Here is a 14,922-nt window from a genome sequence, read left to right as displayed (position 1 = left end):
CGAGGTATCTCAACTGTAGTCATTTGGGAGTAAACCAGGTTCTACCCTGGCACTACCCCTCCTCGTCCCCATGTGTTGCGTTTATAGAGGACAACTGTGCGTCGAGACGCTCCGGGCGACTCGAAATACCATCGGAGAAGGGGCACTCGTTCTTGAACCTCTTCCTTCACAGCTATGCCCGTTAGCATCGCTTCAGTATGCTCATGCTTGGTAGGTCTTCTGCGCTAAGTCGGGAGCGGACATTGCCCCAAACGATTGACGAGCTGTAGGCCGCGCCGGGCCCATTCGATTTCTGCTTCTGTTTTGGCGATCAATCCTTGGTAGGTGAATTCCTTGAAAGCGATCGTGGCTTCGCGGGCCTGCGGCGGCGTGTTTTCCAAGCGGCGGTGCAGCATCGCGCTGCTTTTGTCCCGGATCGCTTGGGCGGTATCGAGCCATTGCTCACGCAGCGCCTCGTGGTATTCGATATGTGAGCGGAAGAATTCTCGGGCCGACTTCGGGTCTGCCCATTCGAGGTAGGCGGCCTTAAGGTGGGCTGGGTCCCGCGTGCGCGCATACTCCATAGGTGCGTTCATCCATCTTTTGAAGTCCCTGCGTCCCGCGTCAGTGATGTGATACTGGCGTTTGCGTCCTCGGGGACCCCACGGAATTTCCTCCCCTTCGATCAAGCCTGCGGACTCCATGCGCCGTAGCTCCGGATAGATTTGCGAATCCGGGGCATGCCATACATGGGCCACGGAGGACTCGAACTGTTTGTGCAGGTCGTAGCCTGTCATGGGTTCAACCGTCAGCAGGGCCAGTAGCGCGTATCGCAGGCTCACGAAGAAATCCTTCCCAAAATGTGTTGCAAACCACTATCTGTATAGCTATTCTAATTGCATGCCAACTAACTATGCGCATAGTTAGTTGTGTTTTTTACGCTTCCCCCCTTTTCTTCGTTTTCCCGTCGGACGGGCGCAGTTCCCGCACCCTTTGGAGAGGATCGTCATGACCACCACTGCCACTTCGAGCACCACCACTGCCAAAATTCTGGGTCATCCGCTGAACGCCTGGTACGTTGCTGCCTGGGACCATGAGGTGACGCGCACTCCCATGTCGCGGCGTATCGCCAATCGCCCGGTAGCTCTATATCGGACCGAAGACGGCAAAGCTGTGGCCCTGGCGGACTCGTGCTGGCACCGCCTCGCCCCTCTGTCGCTCGGGAAGACCGTGGGCAAGGACGGGATCCAGTGCCCGTATCATGGCATCGTCTACAATTCCGCAGGGCGCTGCGTGAACATGCCAGCACAGGAGACCATTAATCCCTCCGCTACAGTGCCTTCCTTCCCAGTGGTCGAACGGTATCGCTTCATATGGATCTGGATGGGGGATGCCACGCAAGCTGATCCGGACCTGGTGCCGGACATGGAGCAGATGGACTCGGCCGAGTGGGCCGGCGACGGGCAGACCATCCATGCCGAGTGCAACTACCAGCTGATCCTGGACAACTTGATGGACCTGACCCATGAGGAATTCGTGCACTCCTCATCGATCGGTCAGGACGAGTTGAGCGAATCGGAGTTCGTCACTATCCGTGAGGGCAACCGGGTGACCGTCACACGCTGGATGCACAACATCGAGGCTCCGCCGTTCTGGCGCAAGAATATGCGGGACAAGTTCCCTGACTTCGAGGGTAAGGTCGACCGCTGGCAGATCATTCACTTCGAAGCCCCCTCGACTATCCGCATCGACGTGGGCGTGGCGAAGGCGGGAACCGGGGCTCCGGAAGGCGACCGTAGCCAGGGCGTCAACGGCTACGTCATGAATACGATCACCCCAGAGACGGACCGCTCGTCCCATTACTTCTGGGCCTTCATGCGCAACTACCGGCTCGAAAGCCAGCTGATCACCACCCAGCTACGCGATGGTGTGCACGGGGTGTTCGGCGAGGACGAGCGCATGCTCAAGGCTCAACAGGAAGCGATCGACGCGAATCCGGACTACGAGTTCTACAACCTAAACATTGACTCGGGCGGTATGTGGGTGCGCCGCATCCTGGAATCTATGATGCAAGCCGAAGGTCGCGTGAACACCTCCGCTTAGCGGACGGGGGAACGGAACAAAGGACTGAGCAAATCTAATGGCAGCGACAAATATTGAGGTATGGCAGGATGCCACGATCACGCGCTCGGCACAGGTTGCTGACGGCATCGTGCGCATCGAACTGGAACCGGAACTGCCCACGCGCGCGGAACCCGGGTCCCATATCGACCTAATGGTCGAGATCGACGGCCAGCAGACCAAGCGCAGCTATTCGGTGGTGGACACCAGCGAGGATGGCTCGCGTCTGGCGATCAGCGTGCTGAAATCGCCGCTCTCGCGCGGCGGATCTGTATACATGCACCAGCTAGAGGTCGGGCAGCGTCTGGAAATCACCCAGCCGCTGCAGAATTTCCCGCTACGTGTGGGTGCCACGCACTACATTCTGCTCGCCGGCGGTGTGGGCATCACCGCGGTCATCAGCATGGCCTCTGTGCTCAAGCGATTGAAGGCGGACTACACCCTGGTATATGCCGGACGCCGCAGGACCGCCATGGCATACCTGGAACAGTTGAGGGCTGAGCACGGCGAACGGCTGGAATTGCACGTGGATGATGAGGGTACTTCGCTGGAAGTCCCCGAACTGCTCGTCAGGGCTACTGCGGACACCGAACTGTACATGTGCGGACCCATTCGACTAATGGATGCGGTGCGTCGTGGTTGGGCAGAGCGCGATGATCTGGAATTCTCCTCGCTACGTTACGAGACCTTCGGCAACAGCGGCTGGTACGACCCGGAGGAGTTCATCGTCAAGGTGCCCAAGCTGGGTCTGGAGGTCAGCGTGCCGCAGGACCGCTCGATGCTCGAGGCGCTGGAGGACGCAGGGGCGGAAATGATGTTCGATTGTCGCAAGGGCGAGTGTGGGCTGTGCGAGGTGCGCGTCACCGAGCTGCGCGGGCGCATTGACCACCGCGACGTGTTCTACTCCGAGCGCCAGAAGCGCCAATCCTCCAAGATGAACTGCTGCGTTTCGCGAGCGGTTACCACCCCGACCGGGGCGCGCACCGACGCCGCCCACGGCGATGGGCCTGCTGTCGTTGTTATCGAGCCCAATTAGTGAAGGAACCTCGCATGAACTTGAAGGAAAGAATCGATTCATCGGTCATGTCGCCCTTCCAGTGGGTTGTCGTCGCAGTGTGTACGTTTCTCAACGCACTGGACGGTTTTGATGTTTTGGCCATGGCCTTCACCGCCAACCGCGTGTCCGAAGAGTTCGCGCTTACCGGCTCCGAGCTGGGCGTGCTGCTCAGCGCTGGCCTGCTGGGCATGGCCGCCGGCTCGCTGTTCCTGGCACCGTTCGCCGATGTCTTCGGGCGCCGCCCGATGCTGCTATTCACCACCGCACTGACCGCGGTTGGCATGTTTCTCTCGGCGACCGCGCACAGCATGGTGGAACTGAGTCTGTGGCGCATCGTGACTGGTTTGGGCGTGGGAGGTATTCTGGCCTGCACCAATGTGATCACAAGTGAATACTCCAACCAGCGCTGGCGCGGCATGGCGGTGAGTATCTATACCGCAGGGTACGGGGTGGGTGCGACGCTCGGTGGCATGGCCGCTGTCGCTCTACAGGCGAGCTACGGCTGGCGTTCGGTATTCATCTTCGGCGGGGTATTGACTACGGTGGCGTTCGTACTGCTGGCGCTGGTGGTTCCTGAGTCCGTGGACTACCTGCTCACCCGGCGTCCACGACGCGCCGAGACCAAGCTTTCGGTGCTGGCACACAGGATGCGCCTGGACGCGGCCAACCCACTGGGCACGATCGCTGAGTCGGCGACCACGCCCGCCCGTTCCTCCAATCAGGGTGTGTTGGCGTTATTCAGCGGCGAGAACCGCAGGGCTACCGGGCTGATCTGGGTGTCCTTCTTCGCCGTGATGTTCGGTTTCTATTTCGTGAACTCCTGGACTCCGAAGTTGCTGGTCACCGCCGGCATGACCGAGAGCCAAGGAGTTGTCGGCGGGCTGATGCTCACTCTGGGCGGCATCTTCGGCTCGTTGCTCTTCGGAGCCCTGACCACCCGCTGGGCGGTGCGCAAGGTGCTGGTGGTCTTCACCGTACTTTCCTCGGCAACAATGGTGCTGTTTATCTCCACGGCTGGTGTGTTGGCACTAGCTTTCGCGCTGGGGGTGGTGGTGGGCATGCTGGTCAATGGCTGCATTGCCGGCCTGTACACGCTTACCCCCGCCTCTTACGCGGCGCAGACCCGCAGCACTGGGGTCGGCTGGGCGATCGGCATTGGCCGGTTCGGTGCGATCTTGGCCCCCCTCGCAGCTGGGATGCTGCTGGATGCCGCATGGACCGCCGGCCAGCTCTACTTGGGCGTGGGTGTTGTGATGCTGGTGGCAGCCGCCGCGCTGCTGCTAATGCGAGAGCGGTCTGTAGTTGGCAATGGCCCGGTGGCGCAGGAGGCCGTCGCTTCCAACTAGCCGTGCGCCGTCCTCCGCTACGCGCAAATTGCCCTGCTCCGGGCGAACCGTTGAAGAACCCTAAAGTTCCGCAGCGGGACGTTCGGAGTACGGCCATGTGTACTCGGCTGCGGCCGGCCTCTGCTCGACGCACCTCTGACTGTCCTATGCTGGCGCTAGGGCATCAACCAAATGATGTTCATTCTGATTGGAGTCCAGGAGGAAAGCAGATGACTGCCCGCACCGTACGTCGCATCGGCGTGGTGGGCCATGGGGCGATCGGTTCCACGGTGGCGGCCGAGCTGGCCGCTGGCCGCGTAGAGGGCGCGGTGCTGGCCGGGGTGGTGGGGCGCGGCACCCCGCACACGGCATCGATCCGCCTGTTGTCGCTCGACGAGGCGTTGACAGAGTGCAACGTGCTGGTGGAATGCGCGGGGCAGCCGGTGGTAGCTGAGCACGCCGAGGCCGTCCTGGATTCCGGAGTCGATCTGCTGGTGACTTCAATCGGCGCGCTGGCCGATGAGGAGCTCGCAAGCCGATTGCAGCAGGCCGGTCCCGGCCGGCTATTCCTGACCTCTGGGGCGATTGGTGGCCTGGACCTACTTTCGGCCGCAGCCCGCATGGGCAAATTTGAGCGCATCATGATCACCACGCGCAAGAAACCCGCTACCCTCGTCCAGGCGTGGATGACCGAAGAGCAACAACGGGAACTCGCGGGAACCCAAGTGGCAGTCGATGTCTTTTGCGGTCTGGCACGTGAGGCTGCCGGGTTGTTTCCGCGCTCCCTGAATGTGGTAGCTGCGGTGGCACTGGCGGTGGGTGCCTGGGACGCAGTGACGGTGCGGCTGGTTGCAGACCCGCATGCCCACTTGACCCGGCACCACATCGAGGCGAGCGGGCCCGGCGGCGACTACGAGTTCAGCATTAATAACCGACCCGACCCGAGGAATCCGCGAACTAGCGGTGTGGTGCCTTGGGCCGTGCTGCGTTCGTTGGAATCGATCCTGGCTGTGCGCGGCGGATTTGCCTAGCGCCATTGTGCTTTCAGAGCTCTGATCGCTTCCTGCACCATGGCGCTCGGCCGTACGCCACGGGGCAGTGCGGCGACCAGGGAATTCGGTTCGGTGGGATCGCTTAGCGGCCGCATCAACAGGGGTAAGCCTTCCGGGCTGGCACTCGTCGGCTGCATCAGCAACGAGTAGGCAAGCCCCCGGCCGACCAGCGAGTGGATCGCTGGAACATTAGCAAAAAGCCATTTGACCTTGGGCTCAACACCATACCGATGAAATTCTGCCAAAGTGCGCTGCAACGCTGGTTCCAGGCTTAGCAGTGCTGCCGGATGGTCGGTCAGCTGGCCGAAACTGAGTGACTCATAGGCCGCTAGAGGGTGGGTGGGGCTGAGCAGGACCTGCCGGTAGAACTTATGGATCACCTGAACGTCGCTGTGATCGTCGAACATGGCCACATAACCGATCGACAGCTGCGTCCGTCCGTTATCGGCTGCCTCCCGCAGCTCCGGGCCGGGCGCTTCGATGAAGTTAACCTCGACGGCGGGGTGCCGATCCGCGAACCAGTGCGCCAGATGCGGGATTACCAGAGCCGCAACGGTCGTGAACACGCCAATATTCAACCGTCCTGCCAACTCGTCGTGTGCCCGGGTAACTTCGTCCCTCAAGGTCTTTACTTGCTCGACCACCGATCTAGCCCGTGCGGCAGCCATGCGCCCCTCCGCCGTCAACTGAAGTGACTTTCCCGGACGTCGGATCACCAGACTCAGGCCAAGAGCCTCCTCTAGCTGGCCGAGCGCTAGACTCACTGCCCCTTGGCTCACATGGCAACTTTTCGCCGCCGCAGTCACCGATCGCGTTTCTGCCAGCGCCGCAAAATATTCGAGTTGTCGAAGCGTTAGCTCTGTAGTCATTAGGTCTCCTAATGTGTTATTTCAATAAGTTTAGCTGGTCAAATGTGGCGTAGACCACCAATATTGAATCAATCACCCACTTCAGGAAAGCGACAGACCTTGAACTCCAACAGCTTGAACCCATATGTGATCACCCTCGGTACGGCCGGCGGCCCTCGTTGGTGGTCCGATCGAAATGGCGAACCTCGATTTGGCATCGCCACGGCTGTGGTTGTCGGCGAACGCTGGTACCTGGTTGATTGCGGACAAGGTGCGGGGCGCCAGGCAAATGTAGCGGGACTTTCCATGTCCAACCTAGGCGGCATCTTTATCACGCACATGCATTCCGATCACACAGTTGACCTGCCCTCCTTGCTCCTGTTCGGCGCGTTTGAGCTCAAGAACGCTCCACGTGGGCCGATCCCAATTGTCGGCCCTGGTGACCGTGGCAAACTCCCGCCGCTCTCGCCGCGCGCTACCAAAGTGCCATCGCCGGTCGCGCCGGGGCGGCCAACCCCAGGGGTGGGTGGACTGCTGCACGGCCTGCTTGAGGCCTACGCCACCGACTGCAACGACCGGATCTTCGACTCATTGGCCAAGTCCCCAGTAGAGCAGTTTGCTGCACGGGAGATCCAAATTCCCGAGCACCTCGGCTTTGATCCGAACACGGATGTAGCACCTGATATGGATCCATTGGTCGTCTATGAGGATGAGCTAGTCACCGTGAGCGCGATCCTGGTTTCGCACCATCCCACCGCGCCGGCTTTCGCGTTCCGGTTCGACACGCTCGAGGGATCAGTCACCATCTCAGGAGATACCGCGCCGTGCCGGAACATGGTACGCCTTGCGGAGGGAACTGACCTGCTGCTTCACGAGGCCATCAATCTGGAGCTGATGGCGACAAAGTACAAAGACCCGAAGATGCTTGAAGCCACCATGGATCACCATCGGCGGGCTCACACAACCGCCGAACAAGCCGGCCAGATCGCCACGGATGCCGGTGTTAAACACTTGGCCCTTCACCATCTTGTTCCTACTTATTCGCCGCCACAAGCATGGCAGTCGGCGCGTAACACCTTCGCCGGACACCTTACGATTCCCGATGATCTGGAAATCATTCCCTTTGGACGGTCGTTGGAAGGGCAGCGGTCCCTCTCGGCCGGCATGACGGCGTCTTACTGAATCACACGCAACTCAAGGACAGAGCAATGACGACATCACACAATTCGTCGGCATCTCCTGAATCTCAGGGGGCCGTCTACCACGCGTCGCGCAAGGACATGCGTCGGATCCTGTTTTCCAGCTTCATGGGCACGGCAGTGGAGTACTATGACTTCATTCTGTACGCCACTGCCGCAGGAATCGTCTTCAATAAAGTCTTTTTCGCGGATTTGGATCCAGCTATCGCGATCTTCGTCTCCTTCGGGACCTTAGCAGTTGGATACGTCGCCCGCCCCTTGGGTGGTCTCATTTTCGGGAACCTCGGTGACCGGGTGGGGCGAAAGACGATTCTGATGGCGACGGTGCTGATCATGGGTATCGCCTCGACTCTCATGGGACTGATGCCGACAACCGATCAAATCGGTATCTGGGCGCCACTTCTGCTGGTTTCCCTGCGATTTTTCCAGGGCCTTGCAGTGGGAGGCGAATGGGGTGGGGCCATGCTGCTCGCCTTTGAGAGCGCCAAGCGGCAGTCTCGCGGTTTTGCCTCGTCGTTCGCCTATATGGGTGCTCCAGCGGGAACGATCCTCGGTACGCTGATCCTGTCCTTGATGACCCTCTTGCCGTCCGCTCAGTTTCTGGCATGGGGCTGGCGCGTTCCCTTCATCTTCTCGGCCGCGCTGATGATGGTGGCGATCTTCATTCGTATGAAGGTCAGCGAATCGCGTGTGTTCCGCGAGATGTCTCTGGCCTCGGAAAAGGCCCAGCGCAAGGTACCCGTCGCAGACCTGTTCCGGAACCACCGCAAACCCCTGCTCGCCGCGGTACTCGCCGGTCTGTCCGGCCAGATGACCCAAGGCCTGATGGGAGCATGGGCGATCTCCTACGCGGTGCAACAGGCGATCCTAGCCCCATCAGAGGTTTTGAATATGAAGGCCATCGGCGGTGTATTCACCATCGTCTTCATCATCATCGCTTCGCGGCTCAGCGACCGTTTCGGGCGGCGGCGCATCCTGGTCATCGGCAACCTTACCGCCATGGCCCTAGCCTTCCCCGTGCTTTTCCTGCTGGATGCCGGTAGCATGCTGGCCTTCCTAGCGGCCATGATCCTTGGTCTGAGCCTGGTTCAGGGTTTCACCTCGGGCCCGTACGGTGCATTCGCTGGAGAGCTTTTCCCCACTTCAGTGCGCTATTCGGGCACTTCCGTCGGGTACCAGCTGGCTTCTACCCTGGGGGCCGGGTTCACGCCGATGATCGCGACCGCCCTGGTTATCGCTGGGGGTGGCAATCTGTGGATGGTAGGCATCCTCTGGATGGGATTCTCGGCTCTCGCACTAGGTGGATTGTTGATGTCCCAGGATCGGTCAGGTGAGGATATCCAGAGCCTCGACCGGGTTGAGTCAGGTGTTGAGAGCGCTGCGACCCCCGAGATCCCGGGAAAGCAATTGGCTTCGAATATCTAGCATTGTCTGAGCCTGGAGGGTATTCCCGTCTGTGCGGGAGCACCCTCCAGGCGCATTCTGCGACTGGCTACTTCTACGAGTGACCATGGCCAGGGAGCTTAGGTTCCACGCCGACCTCGTTGCGGCCCGGGCCGGCCTCCTCATTCCGGAAAACCCCGGCGCCGCCTGTCTGCAACCCGAAGCTTCAGGGGCTTCCAGTAGATGCACGCAACCCTCTGGCATAGGACTATCGCGACCCCCCTTTTTCACCCTGTTGAAGCTACATCACATAAGAAAGCGTAACCAGATGCTGCTGTTCAGCGCCGCGCTGATAGCCGTGGAGATATTTCGCTCGGGGTGACTGCTTACAGCAAGGTGGAACTGAGCTTGAGACGAATCCCGATCCGTCTGGGCAGGCACGGTATTCTGGCCGACACCAATGTAATTGCCAGCGCATGCTCCGACTGGCTATGGGTGCATGACAGCAACTGCGGTACAAGGTAGCGACGGCTGGCTTTCCGTCTTTATTTCTAACACGCGTGATAACCGAAGTCGTGTTTGTGAGCCGTAGGGTCGCTGCCGGGCTTACACTCACTCCGGAAATCCTTTTCTGTTGTTGATCTGCGGCAGGCGGTTCGCATTCGCTTGCTGGCAGGATGGTCGAGCCGCCCGTGAGCACCACAGAGAGTACCGGAACCGCATACCACTGGGAATCGAGGAACGGGACAGCAGTACCGGTTGTCTGCTCGTCGATGAGCCTGTCGAAGGTGCAGTGGCAGAGGCAATGGATCTTGGCTAGCTCCTAGCGCAGCTGCGGGGGTTTAAGCATTGTTCCGGAGGGACGGAAGTTCCACCGGCGTCCTCCCGCGTCGGATAAGGAGATGTCCTGCCTTATTGAAGTGCGGTTCATTCATTGCTAAAGTTCATTTTACGAACATTAGTTCATAGTGCGAACATTATGCGATGAGGGAGTAAGAATCATGCAGCAGGCCTATCTCTATGACGCGATCCGTACGCCTTTTGGCAAGCTGGGCGGGAGCCTGTCAGGGCATCGGCCGGATGATCTTGCCGCGCACGTGATCCGCGAACTGGTGGCCCGCGCGCCGCAGCTGGATGCCTCCGCCATCGATGAGGTTATTTTCGGCAACGCCAACGGGGCCGGCGAGGAGAACCGGAATGTCGCGCGCATGGCCACGCTGCTGGCCGGGCTGCCCACCTCCATCCCCGGCACCACCATGAACCGGTTGTGCGGTTCCTCCCTGGACGCGGCCATCGCCGCCTCCCGCGAGGTGGCCACGGGGGACGCGGATCTGGTGCTTGTTGGGGGAGTGGAGTCCATGAGCCGTGCGCCATGGGTGCTGCCCAAGACCGAGCGCCCCTTCCCCATGAACAACCTGGAGCTGGCCAACACCACCCTGGGGTGGCGCCTGGTCAATCCGTCCATGCCGGGTGAATGGACTGTTTCGCTTGGTGAAGCGACCGAGCAGCTGCGTGAAAAGTACCAGATCAGCCGCGAAGACCAGGACCAGTTCGCGGCGACCTCCCACCAGCAGGCTGCCGCCGCCTGGCAGGCCGGCAAGTACGACAACCTTGTCGTGCCGGTGCCCCCAGCGTCCAAGAAGGGCACCGAAGTCACCCGCGACGAGACCGTCCGCCCGGACTCGACGGCGGAAACCCTCTCCGGACTGCGCACCGTGTTCCGCCCGGCCGAAACCGGAACCGTGACCGCAGGGAACGCCTCACCCATGAATGACGGGGCCTCGGCAGTCTTCATTGGCTCGGAAGCCGGAGGACAGGCGCTCGGGTTGGACCCGCTGGCCCGCATCATCTCCAACGCGGCCCACGCCCTGGACCCGCAGTACTTTGGATTTGCCCCCGTCGAGGCGGCCAACAAGGCGCTGTCCAAGGCGGGACTGTCGTGGAACGACATCGCCGCGGTGGAACTGAACGAGGCGTTTGCGGCGCAGTCGCTGGCCTGCCTGCGCGCCTGGGACATTGACCCGGACATCGTCAACGCCTGGGGCGGGGCCATCGCCATCGGCCACCCGTTGGGCGCCTCGGGCCTGCGCATACTGGGAACCTTGGCCCGTCGACTGCAGGAATCGGGGCAGCGCTACGGCCTGGCGGCCATTTGCATTGGCGTTGGCCAGGGCCTGGCCGTGGTCATCGAGAACGTCAACGCCGCCAACTAGCCACACCGGGAGTTCATCCCTCCCAAGGATTTTCGCTCAGAGAGGTAGACACTGATGGCACCACGTATCGCCACCTCGCCCGCCGAGGCCGTGGCCGAAGTGAAGGACGGATCCACCGTTCTGATCGGCGGCTTCGGCAACGCCGGGCAACCCATGGAACTGATCGACGCCCTGCTTGATGGCGGGGCCACGAATCTGACCGTGGTGAACAACAACGCCGGACAGGCCGACGCGGGCCTGGCCCTGCTGATCAAGGAACGTCGGGTAAAGAAGATCATCTGCTCCTTCCCCCGCCAATCCGATTCCTGGCACTTTGATGAGGCCTACCGGGCCGGGGACATCGAGCTGGAGCTGGTTCCGCAGGGAAACCTGGCCGAACGGATTCGTGCGGCGGGCGCCGGGATCGGCGGATTCTTCACCCCCACCGGCTACGGCACGCTGCTGGCCGAGGGCAAGGAAACGCGCATGATTGACGGGCGCGGTTATGTACTGGAGACCCCGATCCACGCCGATGTCGCACTGATCAAGGCGCTGCGGGCTGACACCCACGGCAACCTGGTCTACCGCAAGACCGCGCGCAACTTCGGACCAATCATGGCCGCCGCCGCCAAGCAGGCCATTGTCCAGGTTGATGAGATCGTGCCGGTGGGCGGCATCGACCCGGAGGTCGTGGTGACCCCGGGCATCTACGTGGACACCATGGTGGCACTGGGAGGGAAGAACTGATGAGCACGCTGCTGCACACCGATGAGAAACTGACCCGCGATGCGATGGCCCAGATGGTGGCCGCGGACATCCCCGCCGGTGCCTTCGTCAACCTTGGCATTGGCCAGCCCACCAACGTTTCCAACTTCCTCACCGCCGAACAGGGCGTCACCCTGCACACCGAGAACGGAATGCTGGGCATGGGACCGGTGGCCACCGGGGAGCAGGTGGACGAGGACCTGATCAACGCCGGCAAGATTCCGGTCACCGAGCTGCCCGGAGCCAGCTTCTTCCACCACGCCGACTCCTTCGCCATGATGCGCGGCGGGCACCTGGATGTCTGTGTGCTCGGGGCCTTCCAGGTCTCGGCCGCCGGGGATCTGGCCAACTGGCACACCGGAGCCGAAGGGGCGATCCCGGCCGTGGGCGGCGCCATGGACCTGGCCATCGGCGCCAAGCAGACCTGGGTCATGATGAGCCTGTTTACGAAGAACGGAGACTCCAAGCTGGTGGACCAGCTCAGCTATCCGGTTACCGGGCTCGGCTGCGTCTCGCGAATCTATACGGAGGTCGCGGTCTTTGAGCTGCGCCAGGGGCAGGTGTTCGTGCGCTCCACCCACGGGATCAGCTTCGAGGAGCTTCAGGCCAAGCTGCCGGTCGAACTCGCCCGCGGCTAAACGCGCCAGGCCGCCGCGGGCATCCGCGGAGGCGGTGCTCGCCAACAACCAGTAAATTAGGAGGGGCACGCGCCATCCCAGGCCGCGTGCCCCTTCACCATCCCCGCAGCACGGCACCCCGTGGGCGGAGCACATCAATCAGGAGAGCCTTGAGCAGCGAGAACAGCGAGAACAGCACGTCGGCGAAGACCTCGGTGCAGTCCCTGGCCCGCGGGCTGCAGGTCATCCGCAGCTTCGACGCCGAACACACGTCCATGACGCTGTCCGAAGTCGCCGCACGCACCGGACTGTCCCGGGCCACCGCGCGCCGATTCCTGCACACCCTGGCCGAGCTGGGCTACGTGCGCACGGACGGGAAGCAGTTCGCGCTCACCGCGCTGGTGCTGCAGCTGGGGTATGCCTACCTGTCCAGCGCCACCCTGCCGCAACTCATTGAACCGGTGCTGGAGGAGCTCTCCGCAAGTGTCGGGGAATCGGCCTCCGCCTCCGTGCTGCAGGGCAGTGAAATCATGTACATCGCCCGCGTGCACACCCGCTCCATCATGCAGGTGGGGATCTCTGTGGGGACCCGCTTCCCGGCGCTGAGCACCTCCATGGGCCGGGTGCTGCTGGCCCATCAGCCGGCGCAAACCGTGCAGCAGGTCCTCCAGGACACTCCGACTGCACTGACCCCGCGCACCATCACCGACGCCAAGGCCTTGGAAGCGGAACTGGAGAAGGTCCGGGAACGAGGGTACGCACTGGTGGACCAGGAGCTGTCCGTCGGACTGCGCTCGGTGGCTGTTCCGGTGTTCAGCAAGGACGGCAGCATCGCGGCGGCCATGAACGTATCCATGAGCGTGGGACCCGACAGCCCGGCCGATGCGCAGGAAGCGGCCCAGCGAGTGCTCCCGCAGCTGCTGCGGGCGGCCGGCCAGGTCGAGGAGGCGCTCGCCGCGCGGCGCTAGTTATCAAGAGATGTACTGACTCGGAATATCTTCGGTTCAGGCTCAGTTCACGTCCATTTCGCAGAGCTGTTGCCCGAGCGCGAAACAGTAGGCGGTGTTGTATTCGAAACACAGGAGAACCGCTGACGTGAACATTCGATCGCTTTGCCTTGGGGCGCTTTCAGCCCTCATGCTCGCCGGGCTGGGGCTGCCGGCCACCGCCGCTCCGGGACCCCACTCACAAGACGAACCCCTACTCATCGGCCACCGGGGAGCTGCCGGAGTGGCTCCGGAAAACACGCTTCCCGCCATCAAAGCCGGCAGCCAGTCCGGTGCCGAATTCATCGAAATCGACGTGCAGCTCAGCCGCGACGGCGTCCCGTTCGTCTTCCATGACGACACCCCGGCACGCACCACGAATGTCGAGCAGGTGTTCCCAGGCCGCGAGCATCAGCCGATCACGTCATTTACCTGGGATGAGCTGCAGCAGCTGGATGCCGGCTCCTATTTCTCCGCGGCCTACGCCGGGGAACGCATCCCGCACTTTGACCAGGTGCCGCAGGCCGTTACCGGCACTACCGGGGTTTTCATTGAGATCAAGTCGCCCAAGAATTCGCCGGGCGTCGAAGAAGTGGTGGCCAAGGCGCTGGAGCAGGAGCGCAGCTGGTCCCGGCTGCTCGATGCCGGGCGCATTGAAGTGCTCGGCTTTGACGCCGAATCCAACCAGCGGTTCGCGCAGCTGGCCCCCGAGGTGCCGCTGCAGCAGCTGGCCGGCACCGTGCCGGACGCCGCCACCTTGGAAGGCTACTCCCGATTCGCAGACGCCTTCGGCACCAGCTATCGGACCCTGGATGCAGCCGGTGCCGAACGGGTCAAGCGGGCCGGGCTCGGCCTGGGCGTTTACACGGTGAACTCCACCGAGTCTGCCGATGCCGCCAGGCAGCTGGGCGTGGAACGCATTACCGGTGATTTCCCGGCCCAGCTGTCCCGGCACTTCTCCGGTCGTGACCCGTTTCCGGGCAAGCCCGGCTTGGTGATCCACTCATCGGTCAACGACGTGCCGGGCAATGACCTGCAGCCCGAGACCGGTGAACACGTGGTGCTGAGCAACCCCGGGCACCGTCCGGTCGATGCCTCGGGCTATCTGCTGCGCGATGCCGCCAATAACCTGCTGCAGATTCCTGCCGGCTACACCATCCCCGCCGGAGGCCAGCTGCGCGTCTACCCTGGCCCCGGCACCAGCAGCATGGATGCCTTCTACGCCGATATGGGCAGCGCAATCCTAAACAACGGTGGTGACTCGCTGGGGTTGTGGAACGGGCAGGGCAAACTCGTGGACACCTTCGCCAACTAACCGGCCCGGATCCGCCAACGTCACAATCCCATCCACCGCTTCTGCCCCTGCCGGCTTGGGGGACCCACAGATTCCCAAGCCAG

At 62.1% G+C, this 14,922-nt stretch carries 13 protein-coding genes; 11 read left to right on the top strand and 2 right to left on the bottom strand.

Annotated elements, in window-relative coordinates; all coding sequences use genetic code 11:
- Positions 1–224 precede the first annotated feature (224 nt).
- The gene (locus FDN03_RS06065) at positions 225–821 is read right to left on the bottom strand and encodes a PadR family transcriptional regulator (protein ID WP_138175068.1); all 597 of its coding nucleotides are present in this window, start codon (positions 819–821) and stop codon (positions 225–227) included.
- A 166-nt stretch (positions 822–987) separates the two neighbouring features.
- Between FDN03_RS06065 and FDN03_RS06060 the strand changes: the two genes are divergently transcribed.
- From FDN03_RS06060 to FDN03_RS06045, 4 genes are all read left to right on the top strand, one after another.
- The gene (locus tag FDN03_RS06060; RefSeq protein ID WP_138175066.1) at positions 988–2,082 is read left to right on the top strand and encodes an aromatic ring-hydroxylating dioxygenase subunit alpha; all 1,095 of its coding nucleotides are present in this window, start codon (positions 988–990) and stop codon (positions 2,080–2,082) included.
- Positions 2,083–2,119: 37 nt separating this feature from the next.
- Entirely contained in the window at positions 2,120–3,136 is a 1,017-nt protein-coding gene (locus tag FDN03_RS06055) for a PDR/VanB family oxidoreductase (protein WP_138175064.1), read from the top strand.
- A 14-nt stretch (positions 3,137–3,150) separates the two neighbouring features.
- Positions 3,151–4,503, top strand: coding sequence for an MFS transporter (locus tag FDN03_RS06050; protein WP_138175062.1), 1,353 nt, complete (start codon positions 3,151–3,153; stop codon positions 4,501–4,503).
- Between the two features lie 209 nt (positions 4,504–4,712).
- Positions 4,713–5,513: an aspartate dehydrogenase domain-containing protein gene (locus FDN03_RS06045; RefSeq protein ID WP_138175060.1), complete on the top strand. Its 801-nt coding sequence runs from the start codon at positions 4,713–4,715 to the stop codon at positions 5,511–5,513.
- Here the strand turns inward: FDN03_RS06045 and FDN03_RS06040 are convergent.
- Positions 5,510–6,403, bottom strand: a complete 894-nt coding sequence (locus FDN03_RS06040) for a LysR family transcriptional regulator (RefSeq protein ID WP_138175058.1) — start codon at positions 6,401–6,403, stop codon at positions 5,510–5,512. The two genes, FDN03_RS06045 and FDN03_RS06040, sit on opposite strands and share 4 nt — an antisense overlap.
- 99 nt (positions 6,404–6,502) lie before the next feature.
- Here FDN03_RS06040 and FDN03_RS06035 point away from each other — a divergent pair, with 99 nt between their 5' ends.
- The 7 genes from FDN03_RS06035 (at position 6,503) to FDN03_RS06005 (ending at position 14,839) form a co-directional block, all read left to right on the top strand.
- Entirely contained in the window at positions 6,503–7,564 is a 1,062-nt protein-coding gene (locus FDN03_RS06035; RefSeq protein WP_249354334.1) for an MBL fold metallo-hydrolase, read from the top strand.
- 26 nt (positions 7,565–7,590) lie between these two features.
- Positions 7,591–9,006: an MFS transporter gene (locus FDN03_RS06030; RefSeq protein WP_138175054.1), complete on the top strand. Its 1,416-nt coding sequence runs from the start codon at positions 7,591–7,593 to the stop codon at positions 9,004–9,006.
- Positions 9,007–9,965: 959 nt separating this feature from the next.
- Positions 9,966–11,177, top strand: coding sequence for a thiolase family protein (locus FDN03_RS06025; protein WP_138175052.1), 1,212 nt, complete (start codon positions 9,966–9,968; stop codon positions 11,175–11,177).
- A gap of 54 nt (positions 11,178–11,231) precedes the next feature.
- Complete coding sequence (locus tag FDN03_RS06020; protein ID WP_138175050.1) at positions 11,232–11,903, top strand: 3-oxoacid CoA-transferase subunit A; 672 nt, start codon at positions 11,232–11,234, stop codon at positions 11,901–11,903.
- The gene (locus FDN03_RS06015; protein WP_054821251.1) at positions 11,903–12,559 is read left to right on the top strand and encodes a 3-oxoacid CoA-transferase subunit B; all 657 of its coding nucleotides are present in this window, start codon (positions 11,903–11,905) and stop codon (positions 12,557–12,559) included. The genes FDN03_RS06020 and FDN03_RS06015 overlap by 1 nt, the downstream gene beginning before the upstream one ends.
- 149 nt (positions 12,560–12,708) lie before the next feature.
- Positions 12,709–13,506, top strand: a complete 798-nt coding sequence (locus tag FDN03_RS06010; protein ID WP_249354332.1) for an IclR family transcriptional regulator C-terminal domain-containing protein — start codon at positions 12,709–12,711, stop codon at positions 13,504–13,506.
- A 127-nt stretch (positions 13,507–13,633) separates the two neighbouring features.
- The gene (locus FDN03_RS06005; RefSeq protein WP_249354330.1) at positions 13,634–14,839 is read left to right on the top strand and encodes a glycerophosphodiester phosphodiesterase family protein; all 1,206 of its coding nucleotides are present in this window, start codon (positions 13,634–13,636) and stop codon (positions 14,837–14,839) included.
- Positions 14,840–14,922 lie beyond the last annotated feature (83 nt).

This window comes from Glutamicibacter sp. V16R2B1, from assembly GCF_005774635.1.
Classification (GTDB): domain Bacteria; phylum Actinomycetota; class Actinomycetes; order Actinomycetales; family Micrococcaceae; genus Glutamicibacter; species Glutamicibacter creatinolyticus.
This window is presented reverse-complemented; position numbering and strand designations above follow the sequence as displayed.

Coding starts and splice junctions, on each gene's coding strand:
- FDN03_RS06030 (WP_138175054.1), top strand. CDS start 7,591: ATGACGACATCACACAATTCGTCGGCATCTCCTGAATCTCAGGGGGCC.
- FDN03_RS06025 (WP_138175052.1), top strand. CDS start 9,966: ATGCAGCAGGCCTATCTCTATGACGCGATCCGTACGCCTTTTGGCAAG.
- FDN03_RS06045 (WP_138175060.1), top strand. CDS start 4,713: ATGACTGCCCGCACCGTACGTCGCATCGGCGTGGTGGGCCATGGGGCG.
- FDN03_RS06060 (WP_138175066.1), top strand. CDS start 988: ATGACCACCACTGCCACTTCGAGCACCACCACTGCCAAAATTCTGGGT.
- FDN03_RS06050 (WP_138175062.1), top strand. CDS start 3,151: ATGAACTTGAAGGAAAGAATCGATTCATCGGTCATGTCGCCCTTCCAG.
- FDN03_RS06040 (WP_138175058.1), bottom strand. CDS start 6,403: ATGACTACAGAGCTAACGCTTCGACAACTCGAATATTTTGCGGCGCTG.
- FDN03_RS06055 (WP_138175064.1), top strand. CDS start 2,120: ATGGCAGCGACAAATATTGAGGTATGGCAGGATGCCACGATCACGCGC.
- FDN03_RS06020 (WP_138175050.1), top strand. CDS start 11,232: ATGGCACCACGTATCGCCACCTCGCCCGCCGAGGCCGTGGCCGAAGTG.
- FDN03_RS06015 (WP_054821251.1), top strand. CDS start 11,903: ATGAGCACGCTGCTGCACACCGATGAGAAACTGACCCGCGATGCGATG.